Source organism: Chitinophaga sp., from assembly GCF_039596455.1.
Classification (GTDB): Bacteria; Bacteroidota; Bacteroidia; order Chitinophagales; family Chitinophagaceae; genus Chitinophaga.
Map to the genome: position 1 here is coordinate 21,517 of NZ_JBCNJR010000001.1, position 21,406 is coordinate 42,922.

Consider the following 21,406-nt stretch of genomic DNA (forward strand, 5'->3'; position numbering starts at 1 on the left):
CCACGCGGCAACTCATCGTCATCCGGAACGCCAGGTGCGTTTCAGTTGCCCAGATAATTCCTCAATTCCCCGCCGTACTCTGCATAGTTCCAGCGCACCATATCGGCTTTTCCATCACCGGTGATATCAGTGAAAAAAAGATCGGTACTAGCACTTTCACTTGTGCCTCTCAGCGAGTAGATCGGCCCTTTAAAACCTGCATCGGAATAGTATATTTTGGGTTTGCCCAGATAAGCGCTGTGCCTCCAGTATATTTTATCGGCCTTCCCGTCTCCGTTCACATCCGCAAAATGGAATACTGTAGAAGCCACTCCGCTGGAGGCGCCAGAATCGCTAAATGTCGGGGAAGCGGTAAAAGTACCGTCTCCGTCTGAAAGGTAGACCATTACCTTCCCGGAGTTAAGCGAGGGATGCCACAAGGCTTTGTCTGCCTTATTATCACCATTTATATCCGCATACCAGAACTGGGTACCGGCCGTGGTGCTTGAGCCGGTTGTTCCGGATACCACCGTGGGGCTGAAGTTGCCGCCGGAGGTGGCCAGGTAAACACGGGTATGGCCTGCATCAAAGGTGGCGTTCCAATATATCTTGTCAGCTTTTCCATCGCCGTTCACATCGGCAAATCTGAATATTGTTGCGCTGTTCCCGCTGGTACCTTCGGGGTTATTGATGGCGGTTGAACTGAAATTTCCGTTTGAAGTAGCCAGGAATACCCTGGTACGGCCGGAGTTCTGAGTGGGGTCCCAGACTATTTCATCGTCCTTTCCATCACCATCTACATCAGCGTAATAATATCTGGTGCTGGTCAGTGTAGATGCACCGGCAGTGTGAGGAACCACCGTTGTAGCATATGTGCCATTGCCGTTGGACAAATATACCCGCGGCTTACCGCCGTCGAACGTTGCGTTCCAGTAGATCTTGTCCTTTTTACCGTCGCCATTGATATCTCCAAAGGAATATACCGTGTTTGCATTACCGCTGATGCCAACGTTGTCCGCAACGGCGGCCCCGAAAATTGCAGGCATGTAGGTAGCCATAATTGGCCAGTGATCTGAAGCCCAGTCGCCGTTAAAACTGGTCTTAATAATGGTGGGGCCGGTAAAGGCCATGTCCCTCGTACTTGTTATCCAGTCCGGTTTCGAAACGCCGATGCTATCCCATCGATGGTACGTTTCACCTTCTTCATTCAATGCATCAACTACGTCCAGACCGTCCTTTAGGATGCCGATGGCGGTGCTGCCGGCCATGGAATTGAAATCGCCCAATACGATCTCCGGCAAATTCTCCGTATTGTGCTGCTGAACAGCGGCCACCAGTGCAGTGGCATTAATGATCCTGTCAGGTTCAGAATCGAATCGCCAGTGACTGTTACTGACAAAGTACTTTTTGGAAGTCACATTGTCCTGCAGTACCACCCAGGCGGAGGTAGTGAGCGTGGAGCTGGCGCCAAGCTGAACTGTTCCGCTGTCTCGCAGGGTGAAGCGGTCTGTTTTAAAGAAAATGGTTTTGGGCTGGTAGTCAATGGCCCATCTTTCGAAATAGTCCGCATACCCCAAAGCCGCCATTTCTGACCTGAACATGGGCTGGAATGCGTTGCCAGAAAATTCCTGCACGCCAAAAATATCAGGCGAGTTGGCTGAAATGATCTGTACCATGAGAGGGAGGCGCTCGAAGATGGTTAGCGGGTCTGCCGTGCCATTCTGTTTGATGTTGAAAGACATGACCTTGAAGGGGTTGTGATCGGCCAGCGTTAATGGCACCGTTGCCAGGGTGTTGGGGACACCGATTTTTTCTCCCTGTTTTGTTAGCGGGTCCTTTACGCATCCTGCAAGGGAAAGTACCAGGGCCATGCCCAGGACCGGCTTTTTAAGCGTTAAGTTTGTTTTGTTCATTTTGATGTAGTTAATGTAATTAAGTGTGCTTTTTTATACTACGAAACCTAATTCATTACATGAGATACTTCCAGCCAAAGCCACTGAAACTCATTTCACGTCACACATCTAAACAGGTACTATATCATTCCTTTATTTTAATAACAGTCACCGCAAAAGGCTTTACCAGGAAGGTGCTGGCCGTAAGTTCAGCATGAGCTATGGGGTTATCTCCGGTATTCACGTCAACGGTTTGTAAGGTTGCTCCTTCCATGGCGGGGAGCTTAAGGCGGATCTCTTTGTTGGTTTTGTTAATGAGCAGCAATTTTTTGCCGCTTGCAGTAATAAATGCCTGGGCCGCCACATCAGGGTGGTGCGAGCTGGCGGGAACGAGTTTGTCGCCTGGCCCGAAATTATCCCTGAGCAACTTTAGTATCCAATACCTTGCGTTGGGTTTTCCTGTTTTCCAGTTGATCATTGTTACATCCGGGAACTGGGTAGGATAACCTACCAGCTGTGATTCATGAGCGGCATCAATGCCTATTTTACTCAGCTCTACAAAAAGATAGGCAAACATGGCGCCTGACAGGTTCCAGTATTCAGCGGGGATCACCCCTTTATAATCCCTGTTCTCCAGGATGGTGCCGATTTCATTGATGTGAGTGAAGGTATTCGGCGCCAGACGTTTGCGGATATTTTCAATGTACCGTACACGGTCCAGAAAACCATTGGCCTGATCAAAAAAAGAATACTGGTAGCTATCTATCCGCTGGTCTAAAGAAGCCGGCCGACCGTAGAAATGGTAGGAAATACCATCCAGGGGAACACCTGGCTGATGGTTGGCCGGGTTGAGGAAATACTCGAACCACTGCGGGTCGGTTTCCAGGGCCACGGAGATGCCGATAAATTTTGTTTCGGGTGAGATCTTTTTAAGCGCCAAAACAACCGCATCGTAAATTTTTGTATACAGCTGAGGCGACATCTGGTGTTCCAGGTCCGGCTCGTTCAGCACTTCCCAATAAGGAAATTTATAGTAGTGCCCGGATTTATGAAATTTACCCAGCTCATCGGTAAAGCCGCCTTTAGTATACCAGCTGAATACCCTGACAAAATAATCCGCTACTTCTTTACCTGTAGAATCGCGCAGTTCCTTCCCCAACTTGTAACTCCAGAAAGGCAGATCCGGATCGGCAGGATGTTGCACCGGTTCCGCCGTTTTGAACATCCATACCGGTATGGTGCTGAAATTAATCACAGGAGGGTGTCCTTTGGTGGCTTCGATAAAATCGATAAGGGGCGGATCTGCATACTGAAAATCCCAGAAAGTTTCCGTGGCTGTTGGCGCCTTCAGTGCTGCAACGGCCGCTTTGGGATAGGGGTACCAGGGTACATAACGCACGTAATCGGCCTCCAGGTTTTTTAAGGCCTCAAAAGAAGCTTTATGTATCGGGGAGTTCGCACGCAACATAGGGTTGTATACTACCTGCAGCGTGGGTATAGTTTTGGAAACCGTAAGAACATTGTTCCAGTTAACGGTGACGCTTTTTTCCTGCGCGGCAAGCTTTTTAAAAGGTATAAGTACCACGGCAAAGCAGCAAGCCACCCTTAGTCTTCTATACATTTTATGCATATCTGGTCAGTAAGAAAGGGGGCATAACAGGGATGCCCCCTTATGTTAATAATCTCCGTTTAATTACTGTATCCCGGGTTTTGTGTCAGATCGGGGTTTAATCCGCGCTCTGACTGCGGGATCGGGAGCAGGAACTTATATGCCTGAATATTGAACGCAGTAGGTGATAACAAAGGATATGTCGCTTTTGCCTTAATTGCATAGGCCTCCATAATGGCCAGGCCTTTGGGATCTCGCTGCAGATCATTAAAACGTTTGTTTTCAAAAGCCAGCTCTACCCTTCTTTCATGAAAGATAATATCTCTCAATGCCTCTTTATTGGTTTCTGTAATGTCTCCGAGCCCGGCCCTTTTTCGAACGGCATTTAAGGGGGTCAAAGGTGATTTGCCCTGTTCATTCAATGCCTCTGCCAGGAGCAGCAATGCTTCCGCATATCGATAAATTGGCCAGTTGGCGCTGGAGCTGCCGGCTATGAGGAATGGAAGGTCCAGGTATTTCTTAATGTAAGGCTGACCAACTTTCCCGGCGGCAGGCACATAATTTATTATGCTTTTGTTTGCAGACAATGTCATCACGTAACTGTCATCATAAGTGCCTTCCGCAACTGCAATAGAAGCATCGAGGCGTTTGTCGCCCGGTTCATAGGCATCTATCAGGTCCTGTACAGGTTTGTTCCAGCCGCCGGTACTAACTGTGTTGCTCGATGGGGCTCCGGTGATCAGCGTGGTATTGGCCGTTTTGGGAAGGAAAGCCTGCGGGAACGTATTAGGTTGATTGCCGTTGCCTGCTATTGTCTGATATTGTACATCAAACAAGGACTCTTCTTTGTTTTTATTGGCCGGTTTGAATGCATCGGCATAATTGGGAGTTAGCTTGTATCCCATGGCGGGCAGCGTATTTAACAGCGTTTCCGCCTCCGCATATCTCTTTAAAGTGACATATACATCAGCCAGCAATACCGTTGCAGAGCCCTTGGTGGCCTCTCCCGTTTGCGGGAACTTGGCAGGCGGCTGTAATTTTGCGATGGCATCCTGACAGTCTGCAATGATCTGCGCATACACCTCTTCAACACTTGCACGCGGCAAAAAGGCTTCATCCGCCTTGGTTACTTCAGTAAGGTGCAGCGGCACTCCGCCAAAGAGGCGGACCAGCTTATAATAATTCAACGCCCTGATAAACTTGGCCTGTCCCTCAGCCTTTGCCTTGCCCGCCTCTGTGGCTTTCTTCGCATCAGGGAGCCGCCCAATAAGGATATTTGCCCTGGATATGCAGGTATAGCTGTGAAAATAAATGGAATTGATATAGTCATTGGTGCTTTCGTTGTTCCAGTCTGCCCCACTTTCCCGGAATACATTGGCCGATCCACGGTTATTGGGAGAGGGCTGGTAATGGGTATTATCTGCGTGCATCTCCGATGCAAAAAAATCGTTCCAGAGAACATCTCTCAGGGGAACATAAGCCGCTATGGCAGCAGATTGCAGCTGTTCGTCAGTCTGGTAAAAATTTGCAGGAGGCAGGGAGCCTTCCGGTAATAATGAAATATAATCCTCTTTACAGGCTGTTATTGTCAATGCGAGAACAGCGATCAGTATATATATCTTTTTCATGTTTGTACTATTTAAACGTAGAAGCAAAGCCTATTGAGAATGTTCTTGGAACGGGGTAAGCATTTTCATCCACACCAAGGCCGGTTGCCGCATCTCCGCCGGACAAAGAAATTTCAGGGTTGTAGCCGGAATAACCTGTTATTATAAATGCCTGCTGAACCGATGCGTATATTCTGAGATTGCTCAGCATCCGGTTATTTTTAAGATTAAACTTGTACCCCAGTGCAATGTTCTTGGCAGTAAGATAGGTGCCGTTCTCTATCCACTGCGAGTTTACGGAGCGGCCAAGTGCGGTGGTGTTGACTAAAGTCCTCGGATACACTCCTGAACCGGGATTCTCCGGAGAGCGCCAGCGGTCTGCTACGGCGGCTAACGGAACCCTCGAACCATCCATATTGGTCAGGTAGGCCCATTTGCCGGCGGCCAGAATATCTCCACCCACCTGTCCGGCCATTGTTATGCTCAGATCAAAATTTTTATAACTGAAGTTATTGGTAAGGCCAAAAGTAAAGTCTGGTGTAGGATCGCCAATGAATGTCCTGTCATTTACATCATCAATCACGCCGTCTCCATTGATGTCTTTCATTTTCAGCGTGCCTACAGCAGAATAGGTGGAGCCGGACGAATATTTGGCTGACTTGGCCAGGTCTTCCTCATCTTTGTATAAACCCTGGTGCACAAACCCGTAAAATTCTCCAAGACGGTGACCGATCTGGTTCCTGTAGTAATCAGACAAAATCCCGGTATTCCTGCGGATATAGCCCGGGTCTACCAGGTTTTTTATCAGGTTCCTTTCAAAGGAAACGTTGACGTTTGTTGTCCACCTCAGATTACCGGTTGTATTTACGGTAGTGGCCGATAATTCATGCCCCCAGAATTCGAACTGACCGATGTTAAACTGAATGTTGGCAAATCCGGAGGCTCTTGGTAAAGACCTGACTTGTATCAGCCCGTCAGACATTTTGCGATAATAGCCATAGGTGAACGAGATCCTGTTATTCAATAGCTCTATGTCTATTCCCAGGTCCAGCTGTTTGTTCCTTTCCCAGGCCAGCTCCGTATTTCCGAGTGTTCCGATGGTTTGCCCCTGTACCAGCGCTCCATTAAGCAGATAATTGTATTTACTCAGTGACGATATGGCGGTAAAGTTGCCGAAGTCATTATTGCCCGTGATACCATAGCTGGCCCGCAGTTTCAGAAAATTAACCGCTTTGAGGCTTTCCATAAATGACTCGTCGCTTACCACCCAGCCCGCCGATACCGCCGGGAACCATCCGTATTTGCGGTCAGAACCAAATCTTGATGAACCGTCTCGCCTAACTGAACCCTGCAGCAGGTACTTTCTTTTGTAACTATAGTTTAAACGCCCGATCTCGGACAACAACGAGTGTTGTGTCATATTGCTGGTGGCGGAAGTGATCTCTGAAGCTGCGCTTATATAACGGACATCATCAGAAGGAAAACCTGTTGCACTAATGGAATTATTTTCCTCCTTGAATTTCTGTACGGCATACCCTACCAGGGCCTCCAGGTGGTGATTTTCCATAAGGGTTTTCTGATAGTTCACGAAGGCCTCCCCGGTATACGAATAATTATCTACAGATGAGCTGATGGCGGTAGACCTGACAGACAGGTTAGGGGATGTATTTAAGGCCACCTGCGGCAGATACTGGTTACGTGTTTCAGCTCCCTTGTCAACACCGAGGTTGACTTTCAGGGTCAGTCCCGGTAACACCGTATAATTCGCATAGGCATTACCCAGGATGCGGGTGGTCTTATAATCGTCCTGGCTTTCTTTTACCCGGGCCAATGGGTTTACATAAGAGGTCATGCCTGGCGAAAAAGCGCCGATCCGGTAGCTTCCGTCTTCATTATAAGGGCTCAGGATCGGGCTGGACTCCAGTATCTTTGCGTAATATCCTTCTATACCGTCTGATGGAAGCCGGTTGTTGTGGTCCATACGGTAACTCGGCGCCAGGTTGAAACCAACCTTTACTTTGTTGTTAGCTAAAGACATATCATGGTTCAACCGGAGCGAAATAAGCTTGGAACCAGTGTTAATAACCACCCCTTCCTGTTCTTCATACCCTGCTATTACCGCAGATGATGACTTTTCCCTGGCAGAGAGCAGGCTCAGGCTGTAACTTTGGATGGGCGCTGTTTGTGTCAGCAGGTCATGCCAGTCGGTACCTTTCCCGTAACGGGTCACATCACCCTGGTACTCGGCAGGTATTGAGGCAGGATTGAAGTTTTCGTATTTTACTTTATCCTCAAAGCGCTCCTGCATGAACCTGGCCCACTCAGTGCCGTTCATGGTTTTCGGGATACGGTTTTGCATCAGCTTCTGCCAGCCATAATTGGCGTTAAAGTCAATTTTGCTGGTGCCTGCCTTTGCGTGCTTTGTTGTAATCAGTATTACCCCGTTGGCCGCCCGTGAGCCATACAATGAAGTAGCCGAAGCATCCTTCAGGACTGTAAATGATTCGATCTCGTCCGGGTTAATATTATTAATACTTCCTGTGATCGGCATACCGTCAATCACGAACAACGGCTGATAACCGGTAGCCAGTGAGGCGGCGCCACGGATACGGAACGAGATCCCCCTGCCAGGCTGGCCGCTGCTCTGCATTACATTCACGCCGGCAACCTTACCCTGCAACTGCTGACCGAACTGCATAACGGGCATATCTTCCAGGGATTTTGCGTCTATAGTTGCCACAGAACCTGTAATGTCCCTGCGCGATTGTTTGCCATAACTGATCACCACTTCATCCATCTGCGTAACGCCGGTCATACTGAAATTGACCGTCAAAGGTTCACCGGCTACCACCGTCACGTTCTTCTCTATACTCTGAAAGCCTATATAAGATGCTTTCAGTTTGTAAGGGCCTGGCGCGATGTTAAAAGAGTAATTGCCATTTGCATCGGTTTGAGCGCCGATGGTTGTACCAGCAACAACAACAGTAGCTCCTATCAAAGGCCCTGCTTCATCAGTTATCTTGCCTTTGATGACGCCGGTCTTTTCTTGCGAGAACGCAAAATTTGTGAAGAAAAGGAGTACCAAAACCAAACTGCATAGTTTGCAACTATACCGTGCTTTGTAAAAGTGTTTTTTCATAATTGTGTGGATCTTTTTCTAAAAGTACTCTAACCACCTAATAAACCATCCTGTATCATCCTGTTTTTAAACTAATTGAAACTTAATTTAATTGATTTTAAACACTTTATAATGGCAAAAATGAATAAAAAGCAAGAAAATTAAAGATTATTTAATATTGATTTTGCTAAAAATCCCTGAAAATCAGCTTTTGCGGTACGGCTCGAGGAAGTTTTTAAAGCCCAACGATTGAAAGAAAATTTACATATCAAATACTGCAGTGCAGAGGGAGGTTGCGGAGCATGGTGATATCAGGCATACCGTAAAGAGTTGGCGGTGTCGGACAGGTAATGCTATAAAGGGGGCAAGGAGGGTCGTTATCCTGCGTGGCGGGCGCAGTGTTCGTGCATGAAACAGGCTGATGCGTTCAGGAACGGACTTTCAAATCATTTTATAGTGGTGCAATGGTATCAGCGGGGAATCAGGCGGCATGGGTAAATCTAGCCGCCGCAAATTATTCCCGCTCTATGGTCAGCGTTCCGCTTTTATTGGTAGCGGGAAGCGTAACCTGGATCACGCCTTTCTGCAACCGGTCAAGTACAACCGGCTTCCCATTGAACTGCGCCCGGTAGGTATACGCCGGGTTCATTCCCGCCAGTACGGCACGCTGGTGCGGAAGGGTAGCTTCATCAAAGGAAATATCCGCCTTGTAAGAGGTGTAGGCACTATTAAATGACTGGCTGTTGATCCATACTTCAAACCCCGGCGTAATGGTGCCCGTTTTGTAATACGCATCAAACCAGGCCAGCACGGGTGTAGACAAACCGGAGAACTGGTGCCAGCCGGCGCCTCTGCCAGACGCCGCCAGGAAGTGCTCAAATGTGTAATAAGAGGCGTCCGTTTCTTTCTTATAAACGTCCAGGCCACGAGATGCTACTTTATAAGCAAGGTCACTCCTGTTCATATCCAGCATGGCTTTCCAGATAAACCACTGATGCGGCATCCACACCGCCCCGTTCCAGTAGCCGTCTATCCGGTAATAAGGAGCAGACTGGTCTACCACAGTAATGCCGGAAGGGCTCCACATATGTTCGGGAGAAAAGACCTTGCCGGTTAAAATTTCCTGCTGGCTGGCCGTGCACATGCCGGATATCAGCGGGTAAGCGCCGTCAAGCCCCATGTTGAAATTGACCCCGGAGGCCGGGTCTTTAAAAAACCCGGTGGGGCGGCCGGCTGTGTCATGCATCACGTATGAGTAGTAGCCGTTCTCTGCATCCCAGGAATGCTTTTGCAGGGCAGCCGTGAACCGGTTGATATCCCTGTCATATTCCTTAAGGTCTGCAGACCTGCCCAGGGCACGGGCGGCCATTCTCAGTATCTTGGCCACCCTGATGGCATGCGCCGTGGTTACTACCGGTGTTACCTGCTTCGCCAAACGCTGGCTATGTACGCCTGTTTGCGGCGGATAATCGTCCCACCCGCCGGAGTTGTAAAAATAGTCCCAGGTCTTCAACAAACCTGAAGCCAGTACATTGGTAGAAGAGCTTCCATAACGCCCTGCCAGAAATTCATAATACTGCTTAAGCCGCGGATAAAAATAACTGAGCAGCTCCTTTGACTGGGTTTTGTTCCATAGTTCAAGGAACGCATAGACCTGCACAGGCAGCGGCGTGCCATGATGAACAAAGGCAGACTGGCTGCCCGGCGGCGTTACATAAGTATTGATACATTCCGCTGCCAACGCCGGGTTGATGGTTGAAAGCCCCAGCGCAACAAAACCCAGGTCCCAGGTGTACAGGCTGTTCCACCACTTGCCGGGCGTAAAATGCCTGATGAATTGATTTTGCGTATAAACAGGGTATACCACATTTGAAAGCAATGTGCTTTTCAGCAGCTTGTGGCTGAAAAGGTATTGCCTCCCTTCTTCCAGTATTCCCTTTTCTTCCTGCAGGGTATCTTGCAGTTGCGCGGCAAAACGCTCTTTTAGCGGCGAACCGTTTTTCAATGCAGCCAATACGTTGTTGCGCGCTCCACAGCTAAGTAACGCGGTACGGGTCTGTGACGAGAATGGCGCCAGTTCTACCGGTCTGATAAAAATATTGGCGTAGTCTCCTTTCATATTCCCGTTCAGCACTTTAGCCACATGGTTATGCGTTTCATTCCGGAGAAAAATGTCCAGTTCGTCATTTTTAATACTGCGTACCTTAAAAAGCTCGCTGTCCCAGGTAATACCATAATGCAGCGGTGCATCCTGGTACTTCAGCAACAGGGTACGCGCCTGAAGATCTTCTTCCGTTACCGGCGTTTTATGCAGGGGCGCGGGCTCCATTGTAAAAGGCTGGCCGGATGGCGCCGTGGTAACAAGAAAGCCGTTCAGGAGTATATCCCCACCGCCTAGGGAAGTAAGGGTCAAGCTCCGGCTGCCATTGCCTGCAGCGTCAAAAGGAACGTCCACCATGGCCAGCGTATCACCTGGTTTGAAAACAACCTTTTGACTGGTCAACCCTGAAAGCTGCACGGCAGACTCTCTTCCACCGTTCATCGTATAAATAAAAAGCAGCCTGCCTTTTCTGAAGGCAGACGGCAGGTTTACATCATATACCACCTTATCTCCCGGCTGGCGGCCAAATTCCCGGCCAACACCCCGGCCATCAACAAGGCGGGCATCCCTCACCTCGCCGCGCATCCATCCGTCGTAAACAAGATCTGCATTGGGCTTCTTAACGGCGTAAGAAAGCGAACGGTAATTCACGGCATTGTACCATTGCGTCCCTTCCCGGTATTTTAACACCTGGGTTCCATAATGCTCCGGGTATTCTATGGAGGCTATCAGGTTGAGGGAAAGGTTTTGCGGCAGCGCCGTATTGTTGACGCAATGCATTGTTACCAATACGGCCGCAGTATCTATTAATGTATAGGTAACATCCGTATACACCTGGTCTTTCCACTCCAGCTCATACCGGTAAGTAATGGAGCTGAGATCATCTTTCACCTTCCAGGGAAAATAAGAAGACTCAAACCGCACATTGGGCACCAGCAGTTTATTCCTGTAATAACCGGGCAACACGGAAAAATCAAACCGCATACCAGACGCGGCATCCGGAATATGGGAAATACCTGCATACCGTTTGGAATAAGGCCCCCAGGCAGGCAACCGGAGATCATGAGTACCATTTAGCGTTGAGGTATCAAAATCCTGTGCCGCACCATCAGCCGCAAGCAAGCATACAAGGCTGACCATGAACCCTGTTATTAATTTCATAACGGAAGTTTTGGAAAAAATGCCTGCCAATTTCGGGATTTTTCCGGCAATTGACAGGCATTTATTATTTAGTTGGAACCCTCGTTCTGGGTGATCTTCGAGCTATTGATGTCTATCTGGCTTTGTGGAATTGGGAATACCTGGTTTTGCGGGGTAACAGGGTTTACCAGGTTGATCTGTGTCGATTTTCCGTTAAGTACGGTGATGGCACGGTCTGTTCTCACAAGATCATACCAGCGGAGGTTTTCAAAGGCGAACTCCACTCTTCTTTCATGTTCCATGGCCAGCCGGAACGCAGCCTGGTCAGGCACCTCTGCGGCGGTGAGGTCTGCAAGCCCCGCACGGTTACGCACTTCGTTCAGATAATTGAAGGCATCTCCGCCGGCAACATAGCCCGCTTCATTTAAACATTCCGCGTACATCAGCAGCACGTCTGCATAGCGAATGATGGGGATGTTGTTACCATTATCGTTTTTGATTCCCGGTACGTCCCGGTATTTTTTAACGAAGTTGCCGGGAATGGTAACACCGTTGGCATTCACATAAGAAGTGGCAATAGTTGCGTCCTTCCGCTGGTCCCCGGCTTCGTATTCGTTCAGCAGATCATCTGTGGGCGTGTTGTTTCCGTCACCGCCAAACATAATCACCGCATTCCCTGAATTTTGCGGGGCAAAGGAATTGGGCCAGGGGTTCCCCTGCCCGATGCCGCCCGACCGGTACTGTACATCAAAGATGGCCTCCTTGTTGTTCTTGTTATTCACCACGAAGAAGTTTGCGTAAACCGGCACAAGTGCATACTGCCCCAGGTCAATTACGGCCTTCAGCTCTACAGCTGCCGGTGCAAATTTCTTCTGCGCCAACAATACGCGGCCCAGGATAGCCCTTGCGGCGCCTGCCGTAGCGCGACCAACGTCTGCGCCGGTGTAGGAAGGAGGCAGCGCAGCCGCGGCTTCTGCAAGGTCTTTTTCTATTTGTGCATATACATCCGCCTTGGCGTTCCGGCCATATTCATAGCCTTCATTACCGTTGGTGATCTCTTTCAATACCAGCGGCACATCCCCGAAGGTGCGCACCAGGTTAAAATAAAAGAGCGCCCGGAGAAATTTGGCTTCTCCAATGTACCGGGCCTTCAGGGCATCACTCATTGCAACCGGGGCAATACGGTCAAGAATGGCGTTACACCGGGATATGGCCGTATAGCTGTTGCTCCAGCGGTTATTGATGAACGGATTGGTGGTGCGTATGTAAAAGCGGTCAAATTCGTCCTGGTCAGTTACAGAGCCGGAAGCTACAGGCATGGAGTTGTCTGACCTGATCTCCGCAAAAACGTAACTGTCAACGCCATATGTGCCGCCTGTTCTGAGCCCGTTGTAAGCGCCGTTAACGGCGTTTTTGAAATCCTCTTCCGTTTTATAGAAATTATCTGTAGTGATGGTGGATATGGGCTTCAGGTCTATAAAGCCTTTGCCGCAGGAAGACAATAGCAAAACAAGTGCTGCGGCCCTGTATATAATATGATGATTGAATTTCATGAGATATCATTTTTGAAGTTTAACCTGAACATTAGAAACCAACGTTGATACCAAAAGTCACTGTTCTTGCCAGCGGATAGCTCCCATAATCAACACCGCCTGTAAGCGCCCCCTCGTAGTTGCTTACCTCAGGGTTGTAATTCAGGTAATTGGCCCAGGTGTACAGGTTTTGCGCGGAGGCGTATATCCGCACCTGCTGCAGTTTAAGACGGTTAATGACTGACGCCGGCAGCTTATAACCCAGGCTGATGTTCTGGATGCGCAGGTAGGAGCCGTCTTCTACCCAGCGGGAAGAAACGGCATTATTATTACCGGTGGTGCGCGCATTGGCCCGCGGCACTTTGCCGTTGCCGGGGTTTTCAGGGGAGCGCCAGCGTTCAGCCGCTATTGCCAGGTTGTTGCCTCCACCTTCCAGGTTATCAAAGAAGCGGCGGCTCAGGTTAAGTATCTGGCCTCCCTGTGTGCCCTGAATGGAAATGCTGAGGTCAATGTTCTTGTAGGAGAAGCTGTTGGTCATTCCATAAATGAAATCCGGCTGATTGTTGCCAATGATAGTTCTGTCGTTAGCGTCAATTTTACCATCCTTATTTACATCTTCATATTTCACATCTCCCGGGCGGGTAGTATTGTCGTGCGGGTTGGCATGCACGTCTGCAGCATCTGTGAATATGCCCAGTTGCCGGTAGCCGAAAAAGCTGCCAATGGGGTGCCCAATCATGGTGATATTGGTCTCTCCAACACCACTGCCGCTCCTGATAGGGTCACCGGTGGGTCCCAGCGCCAGCACTTTGTTCCGGTTAAATGACAGGTTGGCGTTTGTGTTCCAGGTGAAAGCCCCGGTGAGATTGTAGCTGCTCACGCCAAACTCGAAACCTTTGTTGCTCATGCTGCCGATGTTCTTGAAGGCAGAACCAAAGCCGGTAAGCGTGGGTACGTTAACAGACAGCAGCAGGTCTTTCGTGATACGGTCATAATAATCAACCGTAAGGGATATCCTGTTTTTCAGCAACCCGATATCCACACCAAGGTCCAGTTGCTGGTTGCGTTCCCATTTCAGGTCAGGGGCGCCGAGCGAGCTGATGCCGAGGCCCGTCACTACATTGTTATAAAAGGCGTAGTTAAAGGTGCCCACATTGCTGGCAAAGGGATAAGAGCCACTGAACGCATTGTTCCCGGAAAGGCCATAACTAACACGCAGCTTCAATTCGGACAGCACCGGCAGGTTTTGCATAAAAGGCTCTTCCGTTACCCTCCAGGCTGCAGACGCGGCGGGGAAGTTGCCGAACCGGTTGTCTGGCCCGAAGATGGAAGACCCGTCCCGGCGAACAGATACGTTGAACAGGTATTTGGTTTTGTAGTTATATCCTATCCTGGCAAAGTAGGAAACTGTGGCATTTTCTGTCTGCTGGGACGTTACAGAGGCTGGTTGCCCTGCAGCATTCAGCGTTTGCACAATATCATTGGCAAAGGTATTGCCCGCCGCGTTGGAAGACTGGAACTGCAGTTTGTTGGATTCTGTACCCACCAGCACTTCCAGGTTATGGGCCTCTTTAAAGGATACGTTATAGGTCAATACCTGGTTAACCAGCCAGCTCACCCCCTGCTCTGAATACGCGCTGCCGGTGGCGGCCGTAGGCGGCAATTGCTGGTTAAGCGGCATTTTGGAGGTGGTATAAGCGTTTCGCCGGTTCTGGTACAAGTGGGCGTTACCGGAAACCCTGTATTTCAGGTTGGGAAGGAAGCGGTATTCCGCATATGCGTTAGACAGCAGGTTGATTTCGTGAAACTTGCTGTTATATTCCGTGATGTTGGCAACCGGGTTGGTGATACCGGGCAGATTGTAGGGCGCGGCCAGCTCCGCCATGGAGGAATAGCTGCCGTCTGCCTTGTAAATAGGAGCCATGGGCATGGTATTGAGCGCGGCGTTGATGATGCCGTTGTCTGCCCAGTGCCCGTCTGACCTTACTTCGTCTGTAATTTTATAAGACGGGTTGATGTTCACCCCAACGGTCAGCCTGGGTGCAGCCTTGATATCCACATTGGCCCGGAGGGTATAGCGGTCCATGGCCGATTTTTTGATGATGCCGTCTTGCGTCAGGTAGCCGGCGCTTACAGCGTACTGCACATTGTCGGAGCCGCCCGTGGCGGAAAACTGGTAGTTGCTGATGGGGGCCGTGCGGAAAATGAGGTCCTGGTAGTTGTGATCCGGAAGCGCGGCCACTCTCGCCGGGTCGTCAAAGTTTAACCAGTCATAAAGGTCCCCGCGGGGGTAACGGTAGCGCAGAAAGTTGGAAGGCCTTGCGCTGTTGGGGTCAGATATCTGCGCACCGGCCACATTGTCCAGGTACGCATTGTTAGCCGCGTCTTTGGAAAACTCTGCAAATTGCTGTGAGCTCAGCAGGTCCAGCTTTTTGGTTACCTGCTGAAACCCGGTGAACACGTTCAGGTTCATTTGCGTTTTGCCGGAGCGGCCTCTTTTTGTAGTTACGAGTATCACGCCGTTGGCCCCACGGGAGCCGTATATGGCCGCTGAAGAAGCGTCTTTCAATACGTCAATCTTGTCAATCTCTTCTGCGTTCAGCAAGCCGAAAACAGTCGGTGATACGATGTTACCATCCAGTACGATCAAAGGACCGGTTCCCGCAGTGATGGAACCAAAGCCCCTCACCTTGATGGCCGGCGCCCGGCCGGGGCTTCCGGAATTCTGTTGCAGCACAACGCCAGCTATTTTACCCTGCAGGGCTGTAGCTACGTTAGATACCGGCATATCACCTATCTCGTGCATGGGAACGGAGGAGATGGACGCAGTTACATTTTGTTTCCTTTGTGTACCATACCCTATCACCACCACATCATTGAGGTTGCTGGCAACGGCCACCATGGTCACATTGAGTGTTGTTCTGCCGGCCAGTGCCTGCTCCTGCGGCGCAAACCCGATAAAGGAGAACACCAGGATGTCATTGGCGGAAGAAACATTCAGTGAAAAACGCCCGTTCTCATTTGTTGCAGTGCCAATAGATGTTCCTTTAATATTGATGCTGACACCGGGCAACGGCTGGCCCTGCGCGTCCGTTACCACGCCGGTGACGGTAACCTGGGCATTCTTTGCCGCTTCGCCACTGTTTCCTGATGAAATAACGATCAGGTTATTTCCCATATTCTGGTACCGCAGACCTGAATTTTCCAGCAGTTTATTGAGTGCATCCGAAACCTTTGCATCCTTCACGGAGAAGTCCATCTTTTTGGTTAACAGATTGAGATCATAATTATATAGAAACCTTACTTTGGCCTTTTTCTCGATTACATTCAGAATGGTGCGCAGTTCAACCTGTTCAAAGCTGGCTGTTATAGTTTGGCCGAATACTTTCGCTGCGTTAACCTGGGAAGCAGTAAGAAAAATAATTAACATGGAAAGCTTCATACATAGTAGGAATTTAAGCAGACGTGGCGTCATAACTCCCCTGCCAGGAGGTACGTTTTTTTTCATAACTTTGGATTTACGGTTTAAAAGAAAGAAACCCGCTGATTTTGCCGATCCAGGGTTTCCGGAACATTAGACTTGTCGGGGAATGTGTCAGCATTTCCCGATTTTTTTGCTGTTACTTGTAGATGTTCACTTCATTATTATTGATTTTAAAGGTGAAAGGTTGTGATATCCGTAGGGCGGACAATACTTCGGTGATGCCTTCGCTTTCGAATTTTGCGTGGAATCTGTACCTGGCCACCGTTTCATCGTGAAATAATATTTTTATGTTGTACCACCTTTCCATTTCCGCAGCAATCTCCCGGAAATCTTCCCCGTCAAAAACGAGCTTGTTATAGACCCAGGCCGTTTCCACCATTGCGGTATCCGCAGCGTTTTCTTTAAGATGCTTTATGATCATATCGTTCGGCACACTGGAGGGAACAGATGCGCCTATACTGGCCTGAACATCATCTGACACCCTGTTAACCACCACCTTTTCATGCGGGTGAAGCAAAATACCCTGCTGGCTATTGCCGGCTTTCGATACCTGCACCAACCCGCTGATGAGGGTGGCCTCGGTTTTATTATCTTCCGGGTAACATTTCACATTGAAAACGGTACCCAACACCCTTATATTAATATCCCGGGTATGGACAATAAAAGGCCGTTCGGCACTTTTAGCCACGTTAAAGTAGGCTTCCCCCTCCAGCTCCACTTCCCGCAGGGAGTCCGTAAAACTGGCGGGGTAGCTGATGCGGCTGCCTGAATTGAGCCATACAACGCTTCCGTCTGGAAGTAATATTCTTGACTTGGCGCCGGGTTTGGCAACGGTTTCTATCAGCTCCGGCACAACAGGATGGCTCCCGGACCGGCTTATATACAGCCAGGCGCAACAAACCAACCCCGCAAACACTGCGGCGGCGGCAAGGAGGCGTATATAAACCGGGCCATGCCCAGGCCCGGCTACGGCTTCTAAAGCAGCCTCGCCTTGCGTTTCCTTCGCCGCAGCGTCCAATATATGCCGGAAACGCATCTCGGGGTCTGCATCTTCATCAGCCATGGCTGGAACGGGCGCCTCCCAGTACTCCGCCAAAAGTGAAAGGAAATAGGCATTTTCCGGATACTCCTTTAAAAGGGCATCCAGTTCCTCTATTTCTTCCGGAGACGCTTCTCCAGACAGTTTCCTGGTAATTAATTGTATGATCCTTTCTTTATGCATTGAACCCTGGTTAATGATAAAGACAGGAAAACGGGAAGATGACCTTAAAACAAAAACAAATTATTTTTTGACCGTCTTTTTGGGGAAGGCGGTAAAATGTGCCTGCACTCTTTCGGAAATACGTTTAACGGCAATCACCATCTGGGCGTCTACCGTATTGACGGTGAGGTTGAGTATTTCGGCCACATCCTTGTAACGGAGGCCGTCTTCGCGCACCAGCTTGAAAATCATTTTACACCTGGGCGGCAGAGACTCCACTGCGGAAGTGATCTTTTCCTGCAGTTCCGCGCTGATCATTTTCTGGTCCGGCGCCTGGTCACGGCTCAGCGCTACGTCAATGTGACTGAAGGGTTCCGTGATCAGCCGGTGGGCTTTGGAAGAAAGATAATTAAGAGAACTGTTCTTTACCGCCACATACAGGTAAACGCGGATGTTGGAAATGGAAGACGCTTTTTCCCTTTGTTTCCATAGTTTGATAAAAACGTCATCTACTATTTCAGTGGCTGCCTCCCTTATTTTAACGATGGAATACGCAAACTGGTTGAGGCGGGGGCTGTAGTGCTGAAACAACCGGCGGAAGGCCTGTTCATCGCCATCCGCTATCTGCTGAAGGTCTACAATCGGCTCCTCATTTATATGACGTGGATTGTTCAGCATGCAATCGATTGTTAAGATTTTGATTGACAAACGTGAAACCGTTACTTTTCCGGGGCCGGAAATGCAATGGTTTTGTTAGTTAAATGGTAGTTGTTATCCTATGCCAAAGTACATATTTTTTTACAAAGCGGCAGCCGGTATTATTTGCCGCGGTCTTTACCGCTGCCACCGCTGTTTCCGCTGGAACATATTTTGTGCGTGATCTAAAAACCGAAGATCATGACACGCAATCGCCAAGGCATCAAAGGCAATGATAAAGAAAACCGCACCGGCCATAAAAATCCTGTAGAGGGCGGTTACCGCAAATTGCCTGACAATCCGAAAAACCGTAGTGACGAAAACGTCAGCACACGCAATAACCCGGCAAACGGCAAGTACTCCCGTACAAAGAAACGGGATGAAGATATTGATAACGATAATGTAAGAGGCGGGCAGTAGGGCTACGCCCGCGGCTTTTTATATGGTAGGCGTACCGCCGGTTGCCTGCACTGTGGCGCCAGACATATAGCTGGAATCTTCACAGGCCAGCAGCACATAAATTGGCGCCATTTCCGCTGGCTGCCCCGCCCGTTTTAACGGGGTATTGGAACCGAAATTCTCTACCTGCTCGCCTGAAAAACTGCCGGGAATGAGGGGCGTCCAGACAGGACCGGGCGCTACGCAGTTAACCCGGATGCCTTTTTCTGCCCATAGCTGTGCCAGTGTGGATGTAAAGTTTTGAACAGCCGCTTTGGTGGCCGTGTATGGAATGAGCGTGGGTTTAGGAGTGTACGCGTTTACAGAAGTAGTATTGATGATGGTGCTGCCGGGTTTCAGATATGGCTCTGCGGCTTTACACAAGTAGAACATGGCGTAGATGTTCGTTTTGAAAGTAAAATCCCACTCCTCACTGGTTATTTCCTGCAGCGATTCATGCGCCATCTGGTAGGCTGCGTTGTTCACCAGTATGTCTATCTGTCCAAACTCCTGCACGGCACGTTCCACAATTTGTTTACATTGCTCTTCACTACCAATGTCTCCCGGCATCAGCACAGCCTTTCTACCGGCTTCTTCCACATGTTTCACAGTGTCTTCTGCATCTTCATGCTCGTTTAAGTAAGATATGAGCACATCGGCGCCTTCCCGTGCAAATGCAATAGCTACCGCCTTGCCTATACCCGAATCACCACCTGTAATAACAGCTTTACGACCGGCCAGCTTTCCGCTTCCCTTATAACTGGTTTCCCCATGGTCCGGGCACGGGTCCATTTCTTTTTCAACACCTGGCATTTGCTGCTCCTGCCTGGGGTATGGCGGCTTCGGATATTTTTCAACCGGGTTCTGCACGGCGGCAGCGCCATTATAATTCGTAGTTTCCATAATATCATGATTTTAATGAAAACCGGCTATTATTATGCCAACGGAAAACGATTCTGGCAGAAATGTTGTGCAGTATCCCACAAAACAACAACATGGCAAACACCCAACAACCATGGTGGCAAACAGGCATTATTTACCAGGTGTACCCACGCTCTTTCCAGGATAGTAACGGAGACGGCATTGGCGATCTGAAGGGCATTCAGCACCGCCTGGATTACCTGCAATGGCTGGGCATTGACGCCATCTGGCTGTCTCCGGTGTTCCCCTCTCCCATGGCTGATTTCGGGTATGATGTCAGCAATTATACAGACATCCATCCTATCTTCGGCAACCTGGCAGACCTGGAGGAGCTGCTGGATGCCGTACACGAACGCGGTATGAAACTGTTGCTTGACCTTGTGCCCAACCATACATCGAACCAGCACTCCTGGTTCCTGGAATCCCGCTCCAGCAGAAATAATCCCAAACGCAACTGGTACATCTGGCAAGATGCGCGGCCTGACGGCTCCCTGCCAAACAACTGGCTGAGCGTATTTGGCGGCAGCGCGTGGGAGTGGGACGAGCAAACGCAGCAATATTATTACCACGCCTTTCTCAAAGAGCAGCCAGATCTCAACTGGCGAAACCCAGATGTGCAGGAAGCCATGTTCAATGTAATGCGCTTCTGGCTGAACAAAGGCATAGATGGCTTCAGGGTGGACGTGCTCTGGTTCATTTTTAAAGACGAACAACTGCGTAACAACCCGCCCAATCCGGACTACTCACCGCAGATGCCCACGTACGACCAGTTGTTGCCCATCTATTCTACTGACCGGCCGGAGGTGCAGGAGGTAACGCGTAAGATGCGCAGCGTGCTGGAGGAGTATGAAGGGCACCGCGTGCTGATAGCAGAAGTGTACCTGCCCATCAAGGAGCTGATGATCTATTATGGTGTGGATAACAAAGGCGCACATCTCCCGTTCAACTTCCTGCTGCTCTCATTACCCTGGGATGCCACACAGATTGCTACCACCATTAACCAGTATGAAGGCGCCCTGCCTGTACAAAGCTGGCCCAACTGGGTGCTGAGCAATCACGACAGGCCACGTATTGCCAGTCGCGTGGGTTCTCAGCAGGCCAGGGTGGCGGCCATGCTGCTGCTTACCTTGCGGGGCACGCCTACCATTTATTATGGAGATGAAATAGGCATGCGTGATGTGGCTATTCCTTCAGCTGAAATGCAAGACCCTCAGGGCTTGAACATGCCAGACAAGAACCTGGGCAGAGACCCTGCGCGCACGCCCATGCAGTGGGACGAGGGCAAAAATGCAGGGTTCACGGAAGGCAGGCCCTGGCTGCGGCTTGACAAAACATTTGCCCGCATGAACGTGCAGGCCCAGCAGCATGACCCTCACTCCATGCTCACTCTTTACCGGCGCCTGATACAGCTGAGGCGACGGGAGCCCGCGCTTGCCTCCGGCAATTATGAGCCCGTGTATGCTGATAGCCAATTGCTGGCCTTTATCAGGCGCAGCGAACGCCATCCTTCATTTTTAATAGTGCTTAACCTTACCCACAGGCCCGGCTACTTCCGGCCAGATAATTTTTCCTATAACGGTACTGTAGAAATAGCCACTTCTCCGGAAGTAGAAGGTACCACTGTTAGCAACAGTTTTAGCATAGACGGGGACGAAGGGTTGTTGATCAGGCTGCACACGCCTTCATAA

At 49.8% G+C, this 21,406-nt stretch carries 12 protein-coding genes; 2 read left to right on the top strand and 10 right to left on the bottom strand.

Features of this window, described 5'->3' with window-relative positions; translation table 11 throughout:
• Positions 1-41: 41 nt before the first annotated feature.
• From ABDW36_RS00105 to ABDW36_RS00145, 9 genes are all read right to left on the bottom strand, one after another.
• Positions 42-1,892, bottom strand: a complete 1,851-nt coding sequence (locus ABDW36_RS00105) for an FG-GAP-like repeat-containing protein (RefSeq protein WP_343699844.1) — start codon at positions 1,890-1,892, stop codon at positions 42-44.
• A gap of 124 nt (positions 1,893-2,016) precedes the next feature.
• The gene (locus tag ABDW36_RS00110; protein WP_343699845.1) at positions 2,017-3,492 is read right to left on the bottom strand and encodes a glycosyl hydrolase family 39; all 1,476 of its coding nucleotides are present in this window, start codon (positions 3,490-3,492) and stop codon (positions 2,017-2,019) included.
• A gap of 68 nt (positions 3,493-3,560) precedes the next feature.
• Complete coding sequence (locus tag ABDW36_RS00115) at positions 3,561-5,108, bottom strand: RagB/SusD family nutrient uptake outer membrane protein (RefSeq protein WP_343699846.1); 1,548 nt, start codon at positions 5,106-5,108, stop codon at positions 3,561-3,563.
• 7 nt (positions 5,109-5,115) lie between these two features.
• Positions 5,116-8,178, bottom strand: a complete 3,063-nt coding sequence (locus ABDW36_RS00120; RefSeq protein ID WP_343699847.1) for a TonB-dependent receptor — start codon at positions 8,176-8,178, stop codon at positions 5,116-5,118.
• A 541-nt stretch (positions 8,179-8,719) separates the two neighbouring features.
• Positions 8,720-11,467, bottom strand: coding sequence for a trehalase family glycosidase (locus tag ABDW36_RS00125; RefSeq protein ID WP_343699848.1), 2,748 nt, complete (start codon positions 11,465-11,467; stop codon positions 8,720-8,722).
• Positions 11,468-11,535: 68 nt separating this feature from the next.
• Positions 11,536-12,999, bottom strand: coding sequence for a RagB/SusD family nutrient uptake outer membrane protein (locus tag ABDW36_RS00130; protein ID WP_343699849.1), 1,464 nt, complete (start codon positions 12,997-12,999; stop codon positions 11,536-11,538).
• A gap of 31 nt (positions 13,000-13,030) precedes the next feature.
• The gene (locus ABDW36_RS00135; RefSeq protein ID WP_343699850.1) at positions 13,031-16,420 is read right to left on the bottom strand and encodes a TonB-dependent receptor; all 3,390 of its coding nucleotides are present in this window, start codon (positions 16,418-16,420) and stop codon (positions 13,031-13,033) included.
• Positions 16,421-16,598: 178 nt separating this feature from the next.
• Positions 16,599-17,684, bottom strand: a complete 1,086-nt coding sequence (locus ABDW36_RS00140) for a FecR domain-containing protein (protein WP_343699851.1) — start codon at positions 17,682-17,684, stop codon at positions 16,599-16,601.
• 60 nt (positions 17,685-17,744) lie between these two features.
• The gene (locus ABDW36_RS00145) at positions 17,745-18,341 is read right to left on the bottom strand and encodes an RNA polymerase sigma-70 factor (RefSeq protein WP_343699852.1); all 597 of its coding nucleotides are present in this window, start codon (positions 18,339-18,341) and stop codon (positions 17,745-17,747) included.
• Between the two features lie 219 nt (positions 18,342-18,560).
• On the opposite strand from ABDW36_RS00145, the gene ABDW36_RS00150 reads away from it, so the two are divergent.
• Entirely contained in the window at positions 18,561-18,779 is a 219-nt protein-coding gene (locus tag ABDW36_RS00150; protein ID WP_343699853.1) for a hypothetical protein, read from the top strand.
• Between the two features lie 18 nt (positions 18,780-18,797).
• Here ABDW36_RS00150 and ABDW36_RS00155 read toward each other — a convergent pair whose 3' ends face one another.
• Positions 18,798-19,700, bottom strand: coding sequence for an SDR family oxidoreductase (locus tag ABDW36_RS00155; RefSeq protein WP_343699854.1), 903 nt, complete (start codon positions 19,698-19,700; stop codon positions 18,798-18,800).
• Between the two features lie 92 nt (positions 19,701-19,792).
• On the opposite strand from ABDW36_RS00155, the gene ABDW36_RS00160 reads away from it, so the two are divergent.
• Complete coding sequence (locus ABDW36_RS00160) at positions 19,793-21,406, top strand: alpha-amylase family glycosyl hydrolase (RefSeq protein WP_343699855.1); 1,614 nt, start codon at positions 19,793-19,795, stop codon at positions 21,404-21,406.